The sequence below is a fragment of the Kribbella sp. CA-253562 genome (assembly GCF_050942265.1).
In the GTDB taxonomy this organism is placed as follows: Bacteria; Actinomycetota; Actinomycetes; order Propionibacteriales; family Kribbellaceae; genus Kribbella.
Genome location: NZ_CP192049.1, coordinates 912685 through 927943 on the forward strand (window position 1 = coordinate 912685; position 15259 = coordinate 927943).

The 15259-nt window shown below is 70.0% G+C and carries 16 protein-coding genes; 7 read left to right on the plus strand and 9 right to left on the minus strand.

The window, feature by feature from the left end; genetic code table 11:
- Positions 1–87: 87 nt before the first annotated feature.
- Positions 88–885, plus strand: coding sequence for a PRC and DUF2382 domain-containing protein (locus tag ACQPXM_RS04400; RefSeq protein WP_432945004.1), 798 nt, complete (start codon positions 88–90; stop codon positions 883–885).
- 89 nt (positions 886–974) lie between these two features.
- Here ACQPXM_RS04400 and ACQPXM_RS04405 read toward each other — a convergent pair whose 3' ends face one another.
- From ACQPXM_RS04405 to ACQPXM_RS04430, 6 genes are all read right to left on the minus strand, one after another.
- Positions 975–1748 carry a polysaccharide lyase family 7 protein gene (locus ACQPXM_RS04405; protein ID WP_432945006.1) on the minus strand — a complete coding sequence of 258 codons (774 nt, stop codon included), beginning with the start codon at positions 1746–1748 and terminating at the stop codon, positions 975–977.
- Positions 1749–1799: 51 nt separating this feature from the next.
- Complete coding sequence (locus ACQPXM_RS04410; RefSeq protein ID WP_432945008.1) at positions 1800–2849, minus strand: D-2-hydroxyacid dehydrogenase; 1050 nt, start codon at positions 2847–2849, stop codon at positions 1800–1802.
- The gene (locus ACQPXM_RS04415; protein WP_432945010.1) at positions 2846–3835 is read right to left on the minus strand and encodes a hydroxyacid dehydrogenase; all 990 of its coding nucleotides are present in this window, start codon (positions 3833–3835) and stop codon (positions 2846–2848) included. The genes ACQPXM_RS04410 and ACQPXM_RS04415 overlap by 4 nt, the downstream gene beginning before the upstream one ends.
- 68 nt (positions 3836–3903) lie before the next feature.
- On the minus strand, positions 3904–4977 hold the full coding sequence (locus tag ACQPXM_RS04420; RefSeq protein ID WP_432945012.1) for a hypothetical protein: 1074 nt from the start codon (positions 4975–4977) through the stop codon (positions 3904–3906).
- Positions 4971–6236 (minus strand): glucarate dehydratase family protein, encoded by a 1266-nt coding sequence (locus tag ACQPXM_RS04425; protein WP_432945014.1) that lies wholly within the window; start codon positions 6234–6236, stop codon positions 4971–4973. The genes ACQPXM_RS04420 and ACQPXM_RS04425 overlap by 7 nt, the downstream gene beginning before the upstream one ends.
- Complete coding sequence (locus ACQPXM_RS04430; RefSeq protein ID WP_432945016.1) at positions 6233–7108, minus strand: 5-dehydro-4-deoxyglucarate dehydratase; 876 nt, start codon at positions 7106–7108, stop codon at positions 6233–6235. The genes ACQPXM_RS04425 and ACQPXM_RS04430 overlap by 4 nt, the downstream gene beginning before the upstream one ends.
- A gap of 178 nt (positions 7109–7286) precedes the next feature.
- Here ACQPXM_RS04430 and ACQPXM_RS04435 point away from each other — a divergent pair, with 178 nt between their 5' ends.
- The 6 genes from ACQPXM_RS04435 to ACQPXM_RS04460 all read left to right on the plus strand — a co-directional run bounded on the left by ACQPXM_RS04435 (position 7287) and on the right by ACQPXM_RS04460 (position 11609).
- Positions 7287–8297, plus strand: a complete 1011-nt coding sequence (locus ACQPXM_RS04435; RefSeq protein WP_432945018.1) for a LacI family DNA-binding transcriptional regulator — start codon at positions 7287–7289, stop codon at positions 8295–8297.
- Between the two features lie 21 nt (positions 8298–8318).
- A complete protein-coding gene (locus ACQPXM_RS04440; RefSeq protein ID WP_432945020.1) occupies positions 8319–9293 on the plus strand; it encodes a hypothetical protein in 975 nt (324 codons plus the stop codon).
- Positions 9294–9507: 214 nt separating this feature from the next.
- Entirely contained in the window at positions 9508–10161 is a 654-nt protein-coding gene (locus ACQPXM_RS04445) for a hypothetical protein (RefSeq protein ID WP_432945022.1), read from the plus strand.
- A 100-nt stretch (positions 10162–10261) separates the two neighbouring features.
- On the plus strand, positions 10262–10591 hold the full coding sequence (locus ACQPXM_RS04450) for an ArsR/SmtB family transcription factor (protein ID WP_432945024.1): 330 nt from the start codon (positions 10262–10264) through the stop codon (positions 10589–10591).
- On the plus strand, positions 10591–11052 hold the full coding sequence (locus tag ACQPXM_RS04455; RefSeq protein WP_432945026.1) for an SRPBCC family protein: 462 nt from the start codon (positions 10591–10593) through the stop codon (positions 11050–11052). The genes ACQPXM_RS04450 and ACQPXM_RS04455 overlap by 1 nt, the downstream gene beginning before the upstream one ends.
- A gap of 8 nt (positions 11053–11060) precedes the next feature.
- Entirely contained in the window at positions 11061–11609 is a 549-nt protein-coding gene (locus ACQPXM_RS04460) for a dihydrofolate reductase family protein (RefSeq protein ID WP_432945028.1), read from the plus strand.
- On the opposite strand, the gene ACQPXM_RS04465 is transcribed toward ACQPXM_RS04460, so the two are convergent.
- From ACQPXM_RS04465 to ACQPXM_RS04475, 3 genes are read right to left on the minus strand one after another with little or no spacing between them, the layout of a single operon-like run.
- Positions 11602–12540, minus strand: coding sequence for an ornithine cyclodeaminase family protein (locus ACQPXM_RS04465; RefSeq protein WP_432945030.1), 939 nt, complete (start codon positions 12538–12540; stop codon positions 11602–11604). The two genes, ACQPXM_RS04460 and ACQPXM_RS04465, sit on opposite strands and share 8 nt — an antisense overlap.
- Position 12541: 1 nt before the next feature.
- Positions 12542–13702 (minus strand): NAD(P)/FAD-dependent oxidoreductase, encoded by a 1161-nt coding sequence (locus ACQPXM_RS04470; protein WP_432945032.1) that lies wholly within the window; start codon positions 13700–13702, stop codon positions 12542–12544.
- A complete protein-coding gene (locus tag ACQPXM_RS04475; RefSeq protein WP_432945034.1) occupies positions 13699–15243 on the minus strand; it encodes an aldehyde dehydrogenase family protein in 1545 nt (514 codons plus the stop codon). Before ACQPXM_RS04475 ends, ACQPXM_RS04470 begins: the two co-directional genes overlap by 4 nt.
- Positions 15244–15259 lie beyond the last annotated feature (16 nt).

The window sequence follows — 15259 nt, forward strand, 5'->3', positions numbered from 1 at the left end:
GGTGACCGATTGTTTGCCCTCGGTGACCACGGGTACCCGGCCGACGTACGCAAGTTGCCATCGACAAGCGAACGGGGATGGAACCAGATGAGCACCGCACAGGAACTGGAACGCACCATCGGCCAGGACGTCTACGACGTCGAGGGCCAGAAGGTCGGCACCGCGGCGAACCTGTACGCCTCCGACCTGTCCGGCGAGCCGGAGTGGGTGACGGTGAAGACCGGCCTGTTCGGCAGCAAGGAGTCGTTCGTGCCGCTGGCCGGTGCGCACGCGGAGGCCGACGGTCTGCACGTCGGCGCACCGAAGGACCTGATCAAGGACGCGCCGCGGATCGACGACCAGGGGCATCTGTCCGAGGCCGAGGCCGCTGAGCTGTACCGCCACTACAACCTGCGGTCGACGCCGCGCAACACGCCGGACGGGCGCGGCATGGCCGGGTTGAACCAGGACGCGGCCGCCGGTCAGGGCCCGGGCACGACGGCGGGCAAGGCCAAGGACCGCAAGGGCGCCGGCCGCGAGGAGCTGATCCGCTCGGAGGAACGCCTGCGGGCCGGGACCGAGACCGTCGAGACCGGCAAGGTCCGGCTGCACAAGCGGGTGGTGACCGAGGACCAGCAGGTCACCGTGCCGGTCAGCCACGAAGAGGTCCGCGTCGTCCGCGAACCGATCCAGGACGGCCGCCACGGCGCCGAGATCGGGGACCAGGACGTCGAGGTGACGCTGCACGAGGAGCGTCCGGTGGTGGCCAAGGAGACCGTCGCGGTCGAGCGGGTCGGCCTGGACACCGAGACCGTACGCGAGGAGCAGCAGGTGCACGACAAGGTCCGCAAGGAGCAGGTCGAGGTCGTCGACGTGGACGCCGACGCCAAGCACCGCAAGCACTGAGCTACCTCCTGACGCGGGGCCGAGGGCGCTTGGACAGGCGCCCTCGGCCCCGTTGTCGTCGACTCAGTGGCCGGTCACCAGGGTTGCCGTCAGCTGTGCGTCACGGTCAGGTTGTACAGCGTGGTCTGGCCGTAGTTGCTGGTGTCGCAAGGCGAGGAGTTCGTGCAGTTCGCCTGGGTGTAGACACCGGCCTTGAAGTAGCCGGTGCTGAAGCTGACCGGGATCGTGGTCTGCAGAACGCCGTTGTAGTACGCCTTGATCGACCCGTTGCTCACCACGAACTTGGCCTGGAACCGGGTGCCGAGCACGTAGTTGCTGGTGACCAGTTTGTACCGGGTGTCGTTGTCGCGGGTGATGTAGAGGCTGGACCCGTCGATCCGGAACGTCGACCGGTCGTTGCCGTCGTGGATCTGGCCGGCGATCAGCTGGCGCTTGGTGTTCGGCAGGCGGTCGATCGACTGGTCGATCACCATCGTGTGGGTGCCGGAGTTCGACGACCACTTGATCTCACTGGTGCCGTTGCTCTCCATCTCGCGCAGCTCGGACCGCGCGTAGCTGGTGTTCGGCGTCGTCACGCCGTTCACGGCGTTGCGGAACTGCACGCCGGTGCACGACGAGTTCGGCTTGAACCACGGGTTGATCACGTACGTGCTCAGCCGTGGCCGGGTGATCTGCAGGACCTGCGTGCCGGACTGGTTCGGGTCGTCCAGCGGCAGCTGGAGCTTCCACCGGCTCAGGTTGAGCACCTCGGCCGGATAGGTACAGGTCGGGGTGGCGGCGGCCGGGCCGGCGCCGGCTCCGGTGAGCACGGCAGCGCCGGCGGCGAGGGCGGAAAGAAGGGCAAGGGGGCGGGTACCACGCATGGTCGAACTCCTTCTTCGGGGCGGGTTATGAGGCGTTGCAGAACCTCCGGTTCAGAACCACTTGGTCTTGTCCACGACGTTGATCAGTTCCTGGCCGGCGACAAACCGCCGGCAGTTCTCCGCCAGTACGGCGTACCGGCGCTCGTCCGTGTGCGGCCCGGCGCCGGCCACGTGCGGGGTGAGCAGGACGCCCGGCCGGTGCCAGAGCGGGTGCTCGGCGGGCAGCGGCTCGATCTCGAAGACGTCGAGCGCGGCACCGCGGAGTTCACCGGCGGCCAGGGCGGCGTCGAGGTCGTCGAGCCGGACGGTCGGGCCGCGTCCGACGTTGACGAAGAGCGCGGATCGCTTGCAGCGCTGGAGGAATCGGCGGTCGACCATGCCTTCGGTGTCGGGTGTGTGCGGCACGGTGAGGATCACCAGGTCGGCGGCCGGTAGCTGCTCGTCGAGCGCCTCGACCGGCAGTACCTCCGCGAAGCCCGGAGCCTCCGAGCGGCGGGCGTCGACGCCGATCACCTGGGAGCCGAAGGCCGCGAGCAGCCGGCCGACTTCGGCGCCGACGGCACCGACCCCGATCACCAGAGCAGTTGCCTCCGACAACGGCAGGACCGAGGTGGGGTCCCAATCGGGGTTCCAGGCCGCCTGCTGCTGGTCCTGCACGTAGCGGGGGATCGCTCGGGTGAGGGCGAGGATCAGCGCGAGAGTGTGCTCGGCGACGTGATCCGTGTACGTCGCGCGCATGTTCGTCACCTGGACGGGATGGGCGACGAGCTCGGGGTAGTAGAAACCCGGCGGTGGTCCGGCCTGCGGTGCTTGCAGCCAGCGTAGGCGGGTGGTCACGGCGAGCAGTTCAGGCGGCAGCGCACCGTACGCCGCGTCGGCTGTGCGGAGCGCGTCGGCGACGTGCGGCTCGTCGGGGCTGAGAACGGTCAGGCCCGGGACGTCCTTCATCAACCGCTCCGCCCAGCCGGCCGCGCTCGCGCGCTGCGGCGGGAGCAGCACCAGGGTCGCCTGCCCGCCGGACGGCGTCGCGACCGGCGTCGGGCTCACGCCGGCCTGACCTCGCGTCGGGCCCGCGCCGATCTCGCCTGGCGTTGGGCTCACGCCGACCTCGCCTGGCCGGCCTCGAAAACCTCGTGCCGCAAGGGCTCTCCGGCGACGTACCGCGCCAGCTCATCCGCCATCAAGCGGCCGTGGCGGCGTCGTTCGGTGTTCAGCGTCCCGGCCAGGTGCGGAGTCACCACCACGTTCGGCAGCGTGAACAACGGCGACCCGGGCAACGGCGGCTCCGGATCGGTCACGTCGAGCACGGCGAACAGATCCGCCCGCTCCCGCAGTACGGCGATCAGCGCGTCCTCGTCGATCAGCGCGCCGCGGGCCGTGTTGATCAGCGTCGCGTCGTGCTTCATCGACCGCAGCAGCTCCGTCCCGACCACTTTGCGGGTCGCGGGCAGCACCGGCGCGTGCAAGCTGACCACGTCGGAGGTCGCGAACAGTTCCTCCAGCGACACCAGGCGGACGCCCAACGCCGAGGCGACCGCCGGGTCGACGTACGGGTCGTAGGCCTGCAGGACCAGTTCGTGCCGCCCGAGCAGGCGGGCCGTTGCCCGGCCGGTCGCGCCGAGTGACATCAGGCCGACCACCGACCCGTTGGCACCCGGTTCATCGGATGCCCTGGGCAATGATTCGGAGCGTGCCCGCGAGCCGAGCACGTACCGCCAGCCGTGCTTGAGCGCATAGAGCACCTGCGCCAGCGTGAACTCGGCGACCGAGGCAGCGATCACCTCGTTGGCCGTGGTGACCCGGACGCCGCGAGCCCACGACTCCGCGGTCACGATCGAGCGCACGGACCCGGCGCCGTACAGAACGAGCTGCAGCCGAGGTGCGGCGGCCAAGAGTTCGGCGGTGAGTTGCGGGCCACCCCAGGAGGTGACGAGGACATCGACGTCCGCGAGCAGGTCGGGGGTCAGTTCGGCGGGCGTCAGGGGAGGGGCGGTGATCCGCAGGTGCTTTTCGATCGCCGCGCGCTCGTCGCCGCCGTACACGTCGGGAAACCGGGCGAGGTCCATCACGTACAGGCCGTTGAGCATCACTTCACCTCCTGAACGGCGGCGCGGATCGCCGCCTGACGGGCCGGTGAAGCCAGGCCGGCATGGTATTAGCGCAGTTGCTGAGCACCGGCCGCCACGAGCCGGCCCGCCAGCGACGGCAGGTCGGCCGGGCGATCGCCGAGGGCGTTGACGTTGGCAACCAACGGCACGTCGGTCCGCGCGACACCAGCCTTGAGCCGTGCGATCGCAGCCTCCTCGTCGTCCCAGCACTTCACCATGTACGCCGTGGGCGGGCTCGCGAAGGCGGCCAGGTCGACGCCGACGTCAGGCCCGGTGACCTGCGGATCGTCGGTTGCCATCAGCAAGATCTCCCGCTCACCGGCCACCGCGGTGATGTCCTTGACGAGGTCGCTGATCACGCGGGAGCGGTGGTCGTACAACGCCTGCGCGCGCTCAGGGCCGAGGGCATCGACAAGCTGGTCTCCCACCTGGACGCCGTCCTGCAGCTCCCGGTCGAGCAGTCGCCTGATGTCCGCGGAAAGCTCGTCGGCATCCAGTTGCAGCGCCTCCGAGCAGGCCGGGCAGAGACAGATCGACAGAAGATCCCGCGCACCTGCCGACAGGTCCGCGCCGCCGGTCTTCTCATGGGCGCTCAGATGGTCGAACCCGAGCCAGCCGCACGCCTCGAGCATCAGCGCCGGGACGTCGTACTGGTCGCAGATCTCCTCCACCACCCTCAGCGTGTACTGACGGACGTCGGGCTGCGCCGGGCACAACGCGTGCGCGAACCGTTCGCCGTACGCGTTGCGCACCACGAGATCGGGCGCCGATCGGCCGAGCACCGACGCGTGCGTCAGCACGATCCACGCCTCGGTGCGCAACCCGGCCGCGGTCAGTGCGGCGAACGCCGTCCCGAAGCGATCGTCGTCGTCGACCGCCCAGGTCGGTGCCGGCGGCTGGAGTCGCAGATCGCGCCAGCGATCCGGCCGGAGCCGGAAGTACGCCGCCGCGTGCTCGGCATGCACGATCCGGTGCCGCGGATGCCACGCGGTCGTCGCCCGCACCGAGTGGTACGCCGCCTGCAGGGTGACGGTGTCGACGCCGAGCTCCGCGATCCGGGTCGCGCCGGCCGGATCACCGACCAGGTCCCACGTGTAGGCGAAGGCGCCGTGCCTCACCACCGCGGGATCACCGGGTCCCAGTCCGGCTGGACGGCGCGCATCGGCGTGATGTCGTCGCGGGTGTCGAAGCCGCACTTCTCGTACTGCTCGGCCAGCCGGGCCAGCGAGTCCAGGTCGAGCTCGACGCCGAGCCCGGGGCCGTCAGGGACCTGGACGGCGCCGTCGGTGAAGGTCAGCGCGCCTTCGACGACGACGTCTTCGACCAGGTACGGGTAGTGCGTGTCGCAGTCGTAGGTGAGCTCGGGCGTCGCGCCGGCCAGGTGGGTCATCGCGGCCAGGCTGATGCCGAGATGCGAGTTCGAGTGCATCGACAGGCCGATCCCGAACGTCCGGCAGATCCCGGCCAGCTCGCGGGACCGCCGCAACCCGCCCCAGAAGTGGTGGTCGGACAGGATCACCTGGACCGCGTCGACCAGCACCGCGGGCTTCACGTGCGCGAACTCGGTCACGCACATGTTGGTTGCCAAGGGCATCGAGACTTCGCGGGCGACCGCGGCCATGCCGGCGATTCCGCCGGTCGGGTCCTCGAGATACTCCAGGACGCCGTCGAGCTTGTGGCCGACGGCGATGCTGCTCTCGACCGTCCAGCCGGCGTTCGGGTCCAGCCGCAGCGGATGGTCCGGGAACTCGGCGCGCAGCGCGAGAACCACGTCGGCCTCGTCCTGCGGAGGCAGGACGCCGCCCTTCAGCTTGAGCGACTTGAAGCCCCAGCCGTCGACCATCCGGCGCGCCTGCGCGACGATGCCCTCGGCATCCATCGCCTCGCCCCACGCGTCGGTCGGGTAGTCCGGCAACGGCGTGTGCTCGGCAGGCTTGAAGAACAGGTAGCCGCTGTACGGAACGGCGTCGCGAACCTTGCCGCCGAGCAGGTCGACGACCGGCCGCCCGAGTGCCTTGCCCTGCAGGTCCCAGCAGGGAATCTCGAACGCCGAGAGCACCGTCGAGATGGTCTTCTCGTCACTCGCTTCGCCGACCAGGCCGTGGGTCGCCAGTCCGGCGCTGGCGCCGAGTGTCTCGCGGATGATCCGCTCGAGCCCGTTGAGGTCGAGCACGTCGAGTCCGGTCAGCCGCGGCGCGACCTTGCGCAGCGCGGTGAGAATCGCGAGGTCGCCGTACGTCTCGCCGAGGCCGGTCAGGCCCTCGTCGGTGTGCACCTGCAGGACCGAGCGCAGCGCGTACGGCTGGTGCACGCCGTGGATGTTGCGCAGCGGCGGGTCCTTCATCGCGATCGGCGTGATGTTCACGTCGGTGATCTTCATGCGGCGGCCTTCCGGACGATGGTCAGTCCTTGCTCGAGGAGCTGGTCGAGCTCTTCCAGGTGCTCGGGCAGCGGATCGGTCAACGGCGACCGAACCGACCCGACGTCGACTCCGCGACGCCGTACGGCGGCCTTGACCAGCGATACGGCGTACCCGGCGCCTCGGTCGCGCAGCTTGACCAGCGGGAGGTAGAACTCGGTGAGCAGCTCGTCGAGCCCGGCTTCGTAGGCATGGGCGATCTCGGGCGCGAAGCAGTGCACGGCCGACGAGTACGCCTTGACGCCGATCGCGGCGTACGAGCGGGCGGTCACTTCGGCGGTCGGCAGGCCGTTGAAGTAGGTGAGGTCCGGGGCGACGGCCATCATCCGCTGCAACAAGTCGAGATCGCCGACGCCGTCCTTGAAGCCCTTGACGGTGGGGATGCGCGCGAGTTCGGCGACCGAGTCCGGCGTGAAGACGGCGTTGTCGCGCTGGTAGGCGATCAGCGGCAGATCGGTCGACGCCGCCAGGGCGCGGAAGTGGTCGAGCAGGCCCTGCTGTGACGGCTTGATCAAGTACGGCGGAAGGACCAGCAGGCCGTCGGCGCCGGCTTCGCGGGCCGCGGCGGCGTACTGCTTGGCCATTGCGGTGCCGTAGCCGGTGCCGGCGAAGACCGGCAGCGCGCCGGCGGTCTCGGCGACCGCGGCGCGGACCGCGGCGGCGTACTCGTCGAGCGTCAGCGAGAAGAACTCGCCCGTGCCGCAGCACGCGAAGATCGCGGCCGGGCCGGCGTCGATCTGCCGGCGCAGGTGCTCGCGGTACGGCCCGGGCGTGAGCGCGCCGTCGGCGTCGAAGGCCGTGACCGGGAAGGACGAGAGACGGTCCAGCTGCATGGAATCACCCTAAACTGGTGTGGGTAAGCGCTTGCCGCTCGACGGTAGTCGGCGGGTGGAGCGGTGGCAAGGGCTGGTTTGAAAGCGATTTCTGACCAGCTGGAGGATTCCGTCAGGCGGACTGCCGCAGTACGGTGGCGTCAGCGTGCAAGCGCTTTCTCAGCGAGGAGGACCCGCCGTGCCGCAGCGTCCCGGCCGGTCGCCACGGATCACGATCAGCGACGTGAGTACGGCGGCCGGTGTCTCGGCCGCCACGGTCTCCCGCGTGCTCAACGGGACCGCCCGAGTCGACCCGTCACTGGTCGACCGGGTGCATGATGCCGTCGCCTTGCTCGGGTACCGGCCGAACGCCGCGGCCCAGGGGCTCGCGCGCGGTGAGTGGGGCACGATCGGCGTTCTGGTTCCCGACCTGGCGAACCCGTACTTTCCCGAGGTCCTGAAGGCGGTCTCCGCGGTCGCCCGGGCGCACGGCCGCCGGATGATGGTGATGGAGTCCGACGAGGACCCGGCCGTCGAGCACGACCTGGTCGAAGACCTGATGCGCTGCTGCGACGGCGTCCTGCTGTGCTCGCCGCGGATGCCGCGCGCGGACCTCGCCGAGCTGACCGGGCGCAAGCATCCGGTGGTGCTGTTCAACCGGATCGTGCCGGGACTGCCGGTGCCGTCGATCTCGGTCGACTTCCACGGCGGGATGACGCAGGTCTGCGGGCATCTCGCGCAGCTCGGGCACCGGCGGGCGGCGTACCTGAGTGGGCCGTCGGCCTCCTGGGCGAACGCGGAACGGATCCGCGCCTTCGAGGCCGCGCGCGCTTTCGGGCTCGAGGTCGAGGTGGTCGAGTGCGGTGCGACCAGCCAGGCCGGGTACGACGCGGTGATGCCGGTGCTGGAGTCCTCGGACGCGACGGCGATCCTCGGCTACAACGACCTGGTCGCGCTGGGAGCGCTGGCGCGGATGCGGGAGCTCGGGGTCGACGTGCCTGCGGCGTACTCGGTGGTGGGGTTCGACGACATCTCGCTGGACCTGGTCGCGCACTCCAAGCTGACCACGGTCTCGGTGCCGCGGGACGAACTCGGCCGGCGGGCCGGTGAGCTGCTGGAACAACTGCTGGTGAACGGCGCCGACGCGGAGCCGGCGTACCTGCCGATGACACTTCACGTCCGCGACACGAGCGGGCCACCGCGGGGATGATCGGCGCCGTACGCTCTGCGCATGACTTCGACGCCTGGTGAAGAAGCGGCGGCCCGGTACCCCGATCTCTACCAGGCCGCGACGCACGGCCCGGCGACCTTCCGGCATCTCGTCCAGGCGCACCAGTTGGCCGCCTCGACCGACCAAGTGGCCAGTACGGCGGGCTTCTGGCTGATCCCGGCGGTGGCCGCGAAGTTCTCCGAGTTGCACGGCGGGATCGAGAAGGAGTACTACTGCGGCGCGGTCGTCGGTGGATGCCTGCTGGCCAAGGACCGCACGGTCTACTCGATCCTCAACTCGCCGCCACCCGAGCTGGTCGACGCGGAGATCGCCTGCAAGGTGATCGCGAAGGAAGCCGGCTACGGGTTGCGCGGCAAACACGTCGTACAACAGTTGGAGGAAGCGACCGACCATGCCTACTCCGGCCTGACGCGGGTGATGGTCGCGGCCGATCTGGTCGCGAGCGGCGCGCCCGCCGAGGAGATCGCCACCGCTGTCGCCGCGGCCAGGAACGAGGTCAAGGTCGTCACGGCCCGGGTCGAGGTCCTGCTGCAACGACAAGCTCGCCTGGAGTACTTCCAGGGCGTGCTGGCCGGCATCGTCCCGACGTTCGTGCTGGTGATCCTCTTCGGTGTCGCCGCGAACGCCTGGTGGCGCAGCGCTTTGGTCCCGTCGGCGTTGGTCGCCGCGATCGCGATGTCCGCTCTGGGTGCCACGATCAGCGTCATCCAGCGGATGTCCAAAGGCTCGCTGATCATCGACCACAGCGCTTCCCGCTGGCACCGCACGCTGCTCGGCGCCTTCCGCCCCGGCGTCGGCGCCATCTTCGGATCGCTGGCCTACTTCACCCTCCTGGCCGGCATCCTCGCCGGCGGCTCAGCCGTCGGCACCCCCGCCTCGGTCGCCGTCTTCGCCGTCACCGGCTTCGCCGCAGGCTTCAGCGAACGCTACGCCACCGACATGCTCGACTCAGCGGCCAAGCTGATCCGCAAGTAGTCACACGGCGTACGGGTGTGGTGGTGGTTGGGCGATGCCTGAGCGCGTGGGTTGTCGACGTGTAGTTGCAGCTTGTGGCAGGAGAAGTAGCTTTTCGGGGGGCTGGGTCGTTGGGGGTGTGAAGTGCTCACCGGGTGTTGGCTCGGGTGGGGTTTGTGGGGGTCTGCGGATCCATTAGCCTGGGTCGGGTTTTCGTCGGCGAGGTGGAGGTTGTGTGAAGCGGTTCGTGGTACCGCCGAACTGGCCCACGCCGCCTCGCCGGAGCTGGGTGCCGCCGAAGACCTGGCAGCCGGATCCGGCCTGGCCGCCGGCGCCGGAGGACTGGAACTTCTGGGTCGACGGCAAGGGCAACGCGGTGCGCGGTCCGATCGGTCTGTACGGCGGTCCGCCGCGGCGCAGGGTCGTCGCCGGAGCCGGTGCCGCGGCGGCCGTGCTGGTGCTCGGGCTGTGGGGACTGTCGACGATCGACGGCGAGCCGCCGCAGTCGCAGGCCGCGCCGATCCTGGACGACCGCTCACCGACCCCGTCGGCCACCGTCACGCTGACGCCGTCCGCGCCGCCGCCGACCGTGCGCCCGACCGCGCCTCCGCCGTCGAAGACGACGAGCAGGCCGACCGTCAGGCCCACCAATACGCGCACGAGCAGGACCCCGGAGCGCGCCGAGGAGCGGGACCCGACGCCCGCGCAGACGACCACCAGCGTCACCCGGACACCACGTCCGCCGCGCATCACGCCGACGCGCACGATGACCCGTGAGGAACTGCTCGCGGAGTACTGCCGTCAGCGCGGCTGGGACCCGGACTGGTGCGACCCGGACAACTGGCACGACCCGCACGACCCGCAAGCCCCGCCGACGACCCAGCGCTGACCCGCCGGGTCCGCGGGTCGACGGCCCCCTCGACCGGGTTGACAGCACCCCGCGGCGCGCACATCCTTAACCACATGGTTCTGAAACCGGATGGTTATCGATGCCCGTCGATCAGCTGAGCGGAGTCTTCGCCGCGCTCGCCGACCCGACCCGGCGCGAGATCCTCCGGACCCTGCGGCGCGGCGAGGCGACGGTCGCCGAACTCGCGGCACCGTTCGCGGTCTCGCAGCCCGCGGTGTCCAAGCACCTCAAGGTGCTCGAGCAGGCGGGCCTGATCACCCGCAGCCGGCGCGGCACCGCGCGGCTGAGCCGCCTCGAAGCAGCCCCACTCCGGACGGCGACCGAGTGGCTGATCGACTACCGGGCCTACTGGGGCGAGAGTTTCGACCGCCTCGACGACCTGCTCGACGACCTGAAGGAGCACTCCTGATGGACATCGTCGCCGACCCCGGCGTACCGCTGGTGCTGATCACCCGGCAGTTCAACGCCCCGCGCGAGCTGCTGTTCCGCGCGTACACCGAGCCCGACCTGATCGCCCGCTGGCTCGGACCGCCCGGCCTGACGCTCACCGTCAACCAGCTCGACCCGCGGCACGGCGGGCGCTGGCGATGGACGCACTACGACAGCAACGGCAAGGGATTCGCCTTCCACGGGCTCTACCACGGGACGCCGTCGCCCGAGCGCATCGTGCAGACCTACGAGTTCGACCTGTACCCCGGCGTCGTGTACCTGAACACGATCACCTTCGAGCACAACGACGGCGTCACCACGTTGCGGCAGAGCACCGTGTTCCCGAGTGTCGAGGACCGGGACGTGTACGTCGACGGCGGGATGGAGGTCGGCATCCGGACCTCGATGGACCAGCTGGAAGCGCTTGTCAGCCAACTGTAGGAGGAGTCGTGCGTGAGTTGATCGTGGACTACTTCAGCACCCTGGACGGGTTCGGCGACGGCGGGCCGCAGCCGTCGGCGTACTGGGGGTACGACGGGCCCGGGCTGCAGGAGTGGCTGGGGCGGAAGCTGGCCGAGGACCATGTGCTGCTGATGGGCGCGACGTCGTACCGGATGATGGCGGAATTCGTTGCGCAGGGCGACGATCCGACGTTCCCGCGGATGACGGAGCTGCCGAAGCTCGTGTTCTCGAAGACCTTGCAGCCGCCGTTGAGCTGGGCGAACACCACGATCGTCGACGAGCCGGTGGAGATCGCGGTGCCGGCGCTGAAGCAGCTCGACGACCTGCCGATGGTCACGGTGGGCAGTCCGACGCTGGTGCGCAGCCTGTTCGAGCACGGGCTGGTGGATCGGCTGCGGGTCACGCTGTTCCCGACCATGCACGGGCGGGAAGGCGAAGGGCCCTTGTTCACCGCGCTGCCGTACAAGCCGCTGGAGTTGATCAGCACCGAGGTGATCGACGGTCGTCTGGTGTCGCTCGAATACCGGGTCAGCTGAGAAAGTCGATGGTCTGGCCGACGCCGGTGGCACGAGCGGCCTGGTAGACGGGCCAGGCGATCGCCAGGTCCTGCCAGGGCAGCCCGACCGGGGCGTAAACCGTTACCTGTGCGGCCGATTCCCTGCCGGGCTTGGCATTCGACAGCACCTCGCCGAGCGTTGCGCAGATCGACGCCTCGCTCAGACCGACGTTGCCTACAGCCCCCATCGACGCCGCCAAGCGGACGTCGTCGACGACGACCCGAGCCCCGCAGAGCAGGTCCGCGCCGAGCTCGACCTTGCCCGGCTCGTCGGCGCCCAGCGTGGTGAAGTGCCGACCGGGACGGACGTCGGCCGCGGTCAGCAACGGCTCGCGCGACCAGGTCGCCAGGACGACGATCTCCGCCCGGGCCGCGACGCCGGTCGCGCTGTCGACCACCGCACCCGGAATCCCCGCCTTCGCGACAAACGCCTCGGCCCGCGGGCGATCGACGTCGTACCCGACGAGATGCTCCACCGCGCGCAACGTCCGCAGGCCCCGCACGACCATCGCGGCCTGGGCACCCGTGCCGATCACTCCGACCGTCCGCGCCGTTTTCGCCGCCAGCGCGTCGGTTGCCAGCGCCGCGGCCAGACCGGTCCGCCACGCGGTGATCGTCGCCGAGTCGAGCAGCGCGAGCAGCGACCCGTCGTTCAGATCGTGCAGGCAGACCACGCCGCGCAACGCCGGCGACGCCTGCGGGAACTTCGCGTTCACCTTCACCGTGTACGCCGGAATGCCCGCGATGGTGCCTGGCAGCAGCGTCGTCGCCGTACCAGGTCCGGGCAGGTCGGTCCGGTTCCGCTGGGGCTCGATCCCCACATCGGCGGTGAATCCGGCCCGGAGCGTGCGCAGGACGGCCGGGACGTCGAGCAGCCCAAGCACGTCGGATCGGGTGAGCAGCAGTGTCATGTCAGACCACGTTGAATTCCGTACGGGCCGCCGCGTCGCGGAAGCGGCGGGCGTGCAGTGGGGAGATGTCGGCGAACGGCGGACGCTCGAGCCAGAGGTCCCGGATCACTTCACCGACGGCTGGTCCCTGCAGGAAGCCGTGACCGGAAAACCCTGTGGCGTAAAGGAATCGGCTGACCTCGTCGGCTTCGCCGATCAGCGCGTTGTGGTCGGGCGTGTTCTCGTACAGGCCGGCCCAGCCGCCGGTCAGCCCGACGTCGAGCAGGCTCGGCGCGCGCCGCTCCATCGCCGCGGTCAAGGCGGGCAGCCAGGCGTCCGAGCGGTCGAGGTGGAAGCCGGGCTGCTCCGAGGGATCCGACATGCCGACCAGCAGGCCGGGCCCTTCGCGGTGGAAGTAGAAGGTGCTGTCGAAGTCGATCGTCATCGGCAGGTCGTCGGGCAGCCCGTCGATCGCGTCGGTCACGACGATCTGCCGGCGCAGCGGTGTCACCGGCAGGTCGACCCCGGCGTACTGGCCGATCCGGGCCGACCACGCGCCGGCGGCGCAGATCACGGTCGACGTGCGCACGGTCCCGCGACTGGCGTGGACGCCCTGGATGTTGTTGCCCTTGACATCGATACCGACCACCTCGCAGCCGGTCGTCAGCTGAGCACCGAGACGGCGGGCCGCGGTCGCGTAGCCCAGCACCACCGACTCCGGCGTACAGTGCCCGGCGTCCGGGGAGAAGCACGCGCCGACGAGCCCGTCGGGCGAAATCAGTGGTGCCAGGGCAACGGCTTCGTCGACGCTGATCATCCGTGTCGGCCCGCCGAGCGCGTTCTGCAGGCGGGTGCTCTGCTCGAACGACGCGACCTGCTCGTCGGTGGACAGCAGGAACAGGTAGCCGACCCGGTGCAGGTCGATCTGCTGACCGGGCCGGTCGGCGAAGTCCGCGAACGCCTGCAGGCTCCGGGCGCCGAGCGCGACGTTGACCTCGTCGGAGAAGTTCGCCCGCACCCCACCGGCCGCCTTGGACGTCGAGCCCGCGCCGAGGCTGTCCTTCTCCAGCAGCAGCACCCGCCGTACGCCGGCCTCGGCCAGGTGGAACGCGATGCTGGTGCCCATCACGCCACCGCCGACGATCACCACGTCGGCGGACTCGGGCAATGCCGTCGGGCTCAAGGCAGCAGGAACCCGAAGTCGGCCTCGACGGTCACGGTGTCCATCTGGGCCTTTTGCAGCTTGCCGGAGTAGTCCCAGTTCAGCGACTGCCAGCGGGTGAACTGGTCCAGTACCCAGATGCCGCTCTGCCGCGAGCCGTTGCCCGACTTGCCGTTGCCGCCGAACGGCAGGTGCGCCTCGGCGCCGGAGGTCGAGTTGTTCACACTCACCATGCCGGCCGAGATGCCCTGCGCGAACTGGAATGCCTGCTGCGGGTCGGTGGTGTAGATCGAGCTGGACAAGCCGTAGCCGGACTTGTTGCCCAGAGCAATCGCTTCCGGCAGGTCGGTGTACGTCGTCACGCCGACCACCGGCCCGAACGTCTCGTGCAGGAACAGCTCGTCGTCCGGCTGCACCCCGTCGACGATCGTCGGGTGGTAGAACAGCCCGGCCGCCGGATCGCCGACGAATCCGTCGCGCGGGTTGTCCGCGGTGACCCGGCCGGTCCTGCCGATCACCCGGTGGTGGTCGCCGATCCAGCCGAGCGACTTCTCGAACCCGGCGGCGAACTTCTCGTCCAGCAACGGGCCGAACAGCACGTCCTGGGTCGGGTCGCCCATCCGCGCCGCCGCGACGGCCGCGGCGAAGAGCTCGACGAAGTCGGAGTGCACGGCCTCCTGCACGATCACCGTGCCGAGCGACGTACAGCGCTGGCCCGCCGTACCGAAGCCGGAGAAGAGGGCGCCCTCGACGGCCAGGTCGAGATCGGCGTTCTCGGTGATCACCATCGGGTTCTTGCCGCCGAGCTCCAGGCACGGGGTCTGCAGGTGCCGGCCGCACAGCTCACCGATCCGGCTCCCGACCTCGGTCGATCCGGTGAACCCGACCTTGTCGACCAGCCCGGCGACCAGCGCCTGCTCCAGGCCGGCGAACGTGTCCGGGCCGTCGGCGTGCACGACGTTGAACACCCCGGCCGGTATGCCGGAGTGCGCGAAGATCTCGTAGAACGCGTCGGAGACGACCGCGCTGTACTCGGCCGGTTTCCAGACCACGGTGTTGCCGCACAGCAGCGCCGGCACGATGTACCAGGACGGGACCGCGACCGGGAAGTTGCCGGCCGAGATCACCGCGACCGTGCCGACCGGGCGGCGGAACGTGAACAGCTGCTTGTCCGGCATCTCCGACGGCACGGTCTGCCCGTAGAGCCGGCGGCCCTCGCCGAGGAAGAAGTCGCAGGTGTCGATGATCTCCTGGACCTCGCCCAGCGCCTCCGCGAGCGGCTTGCCGATCTCGCGGGTGACCAGGGCGGCCAGGCGGGTCTTGTTCGCGGTCATCAGGCGGCCGACGTTCGCGATCACCTGGCCGCGCTGCGGGGCCGGCAGGGCGGCCCATCCGGTCTGCGCTTCCTTGGCAACCCGGGCCGCCTCGACGAACACCTCCGGACCGGCCAGGCCGATCTCACCGACCACGTCGGCGGTGTTCGCCGGGTTGGTCGAGACGGTGGTCCGGCGCGGATTCGGGACCCGTCGGCCGGCGACGACGGACAGGATGGCAGACGACACAGGTGGGTCCTCTCGC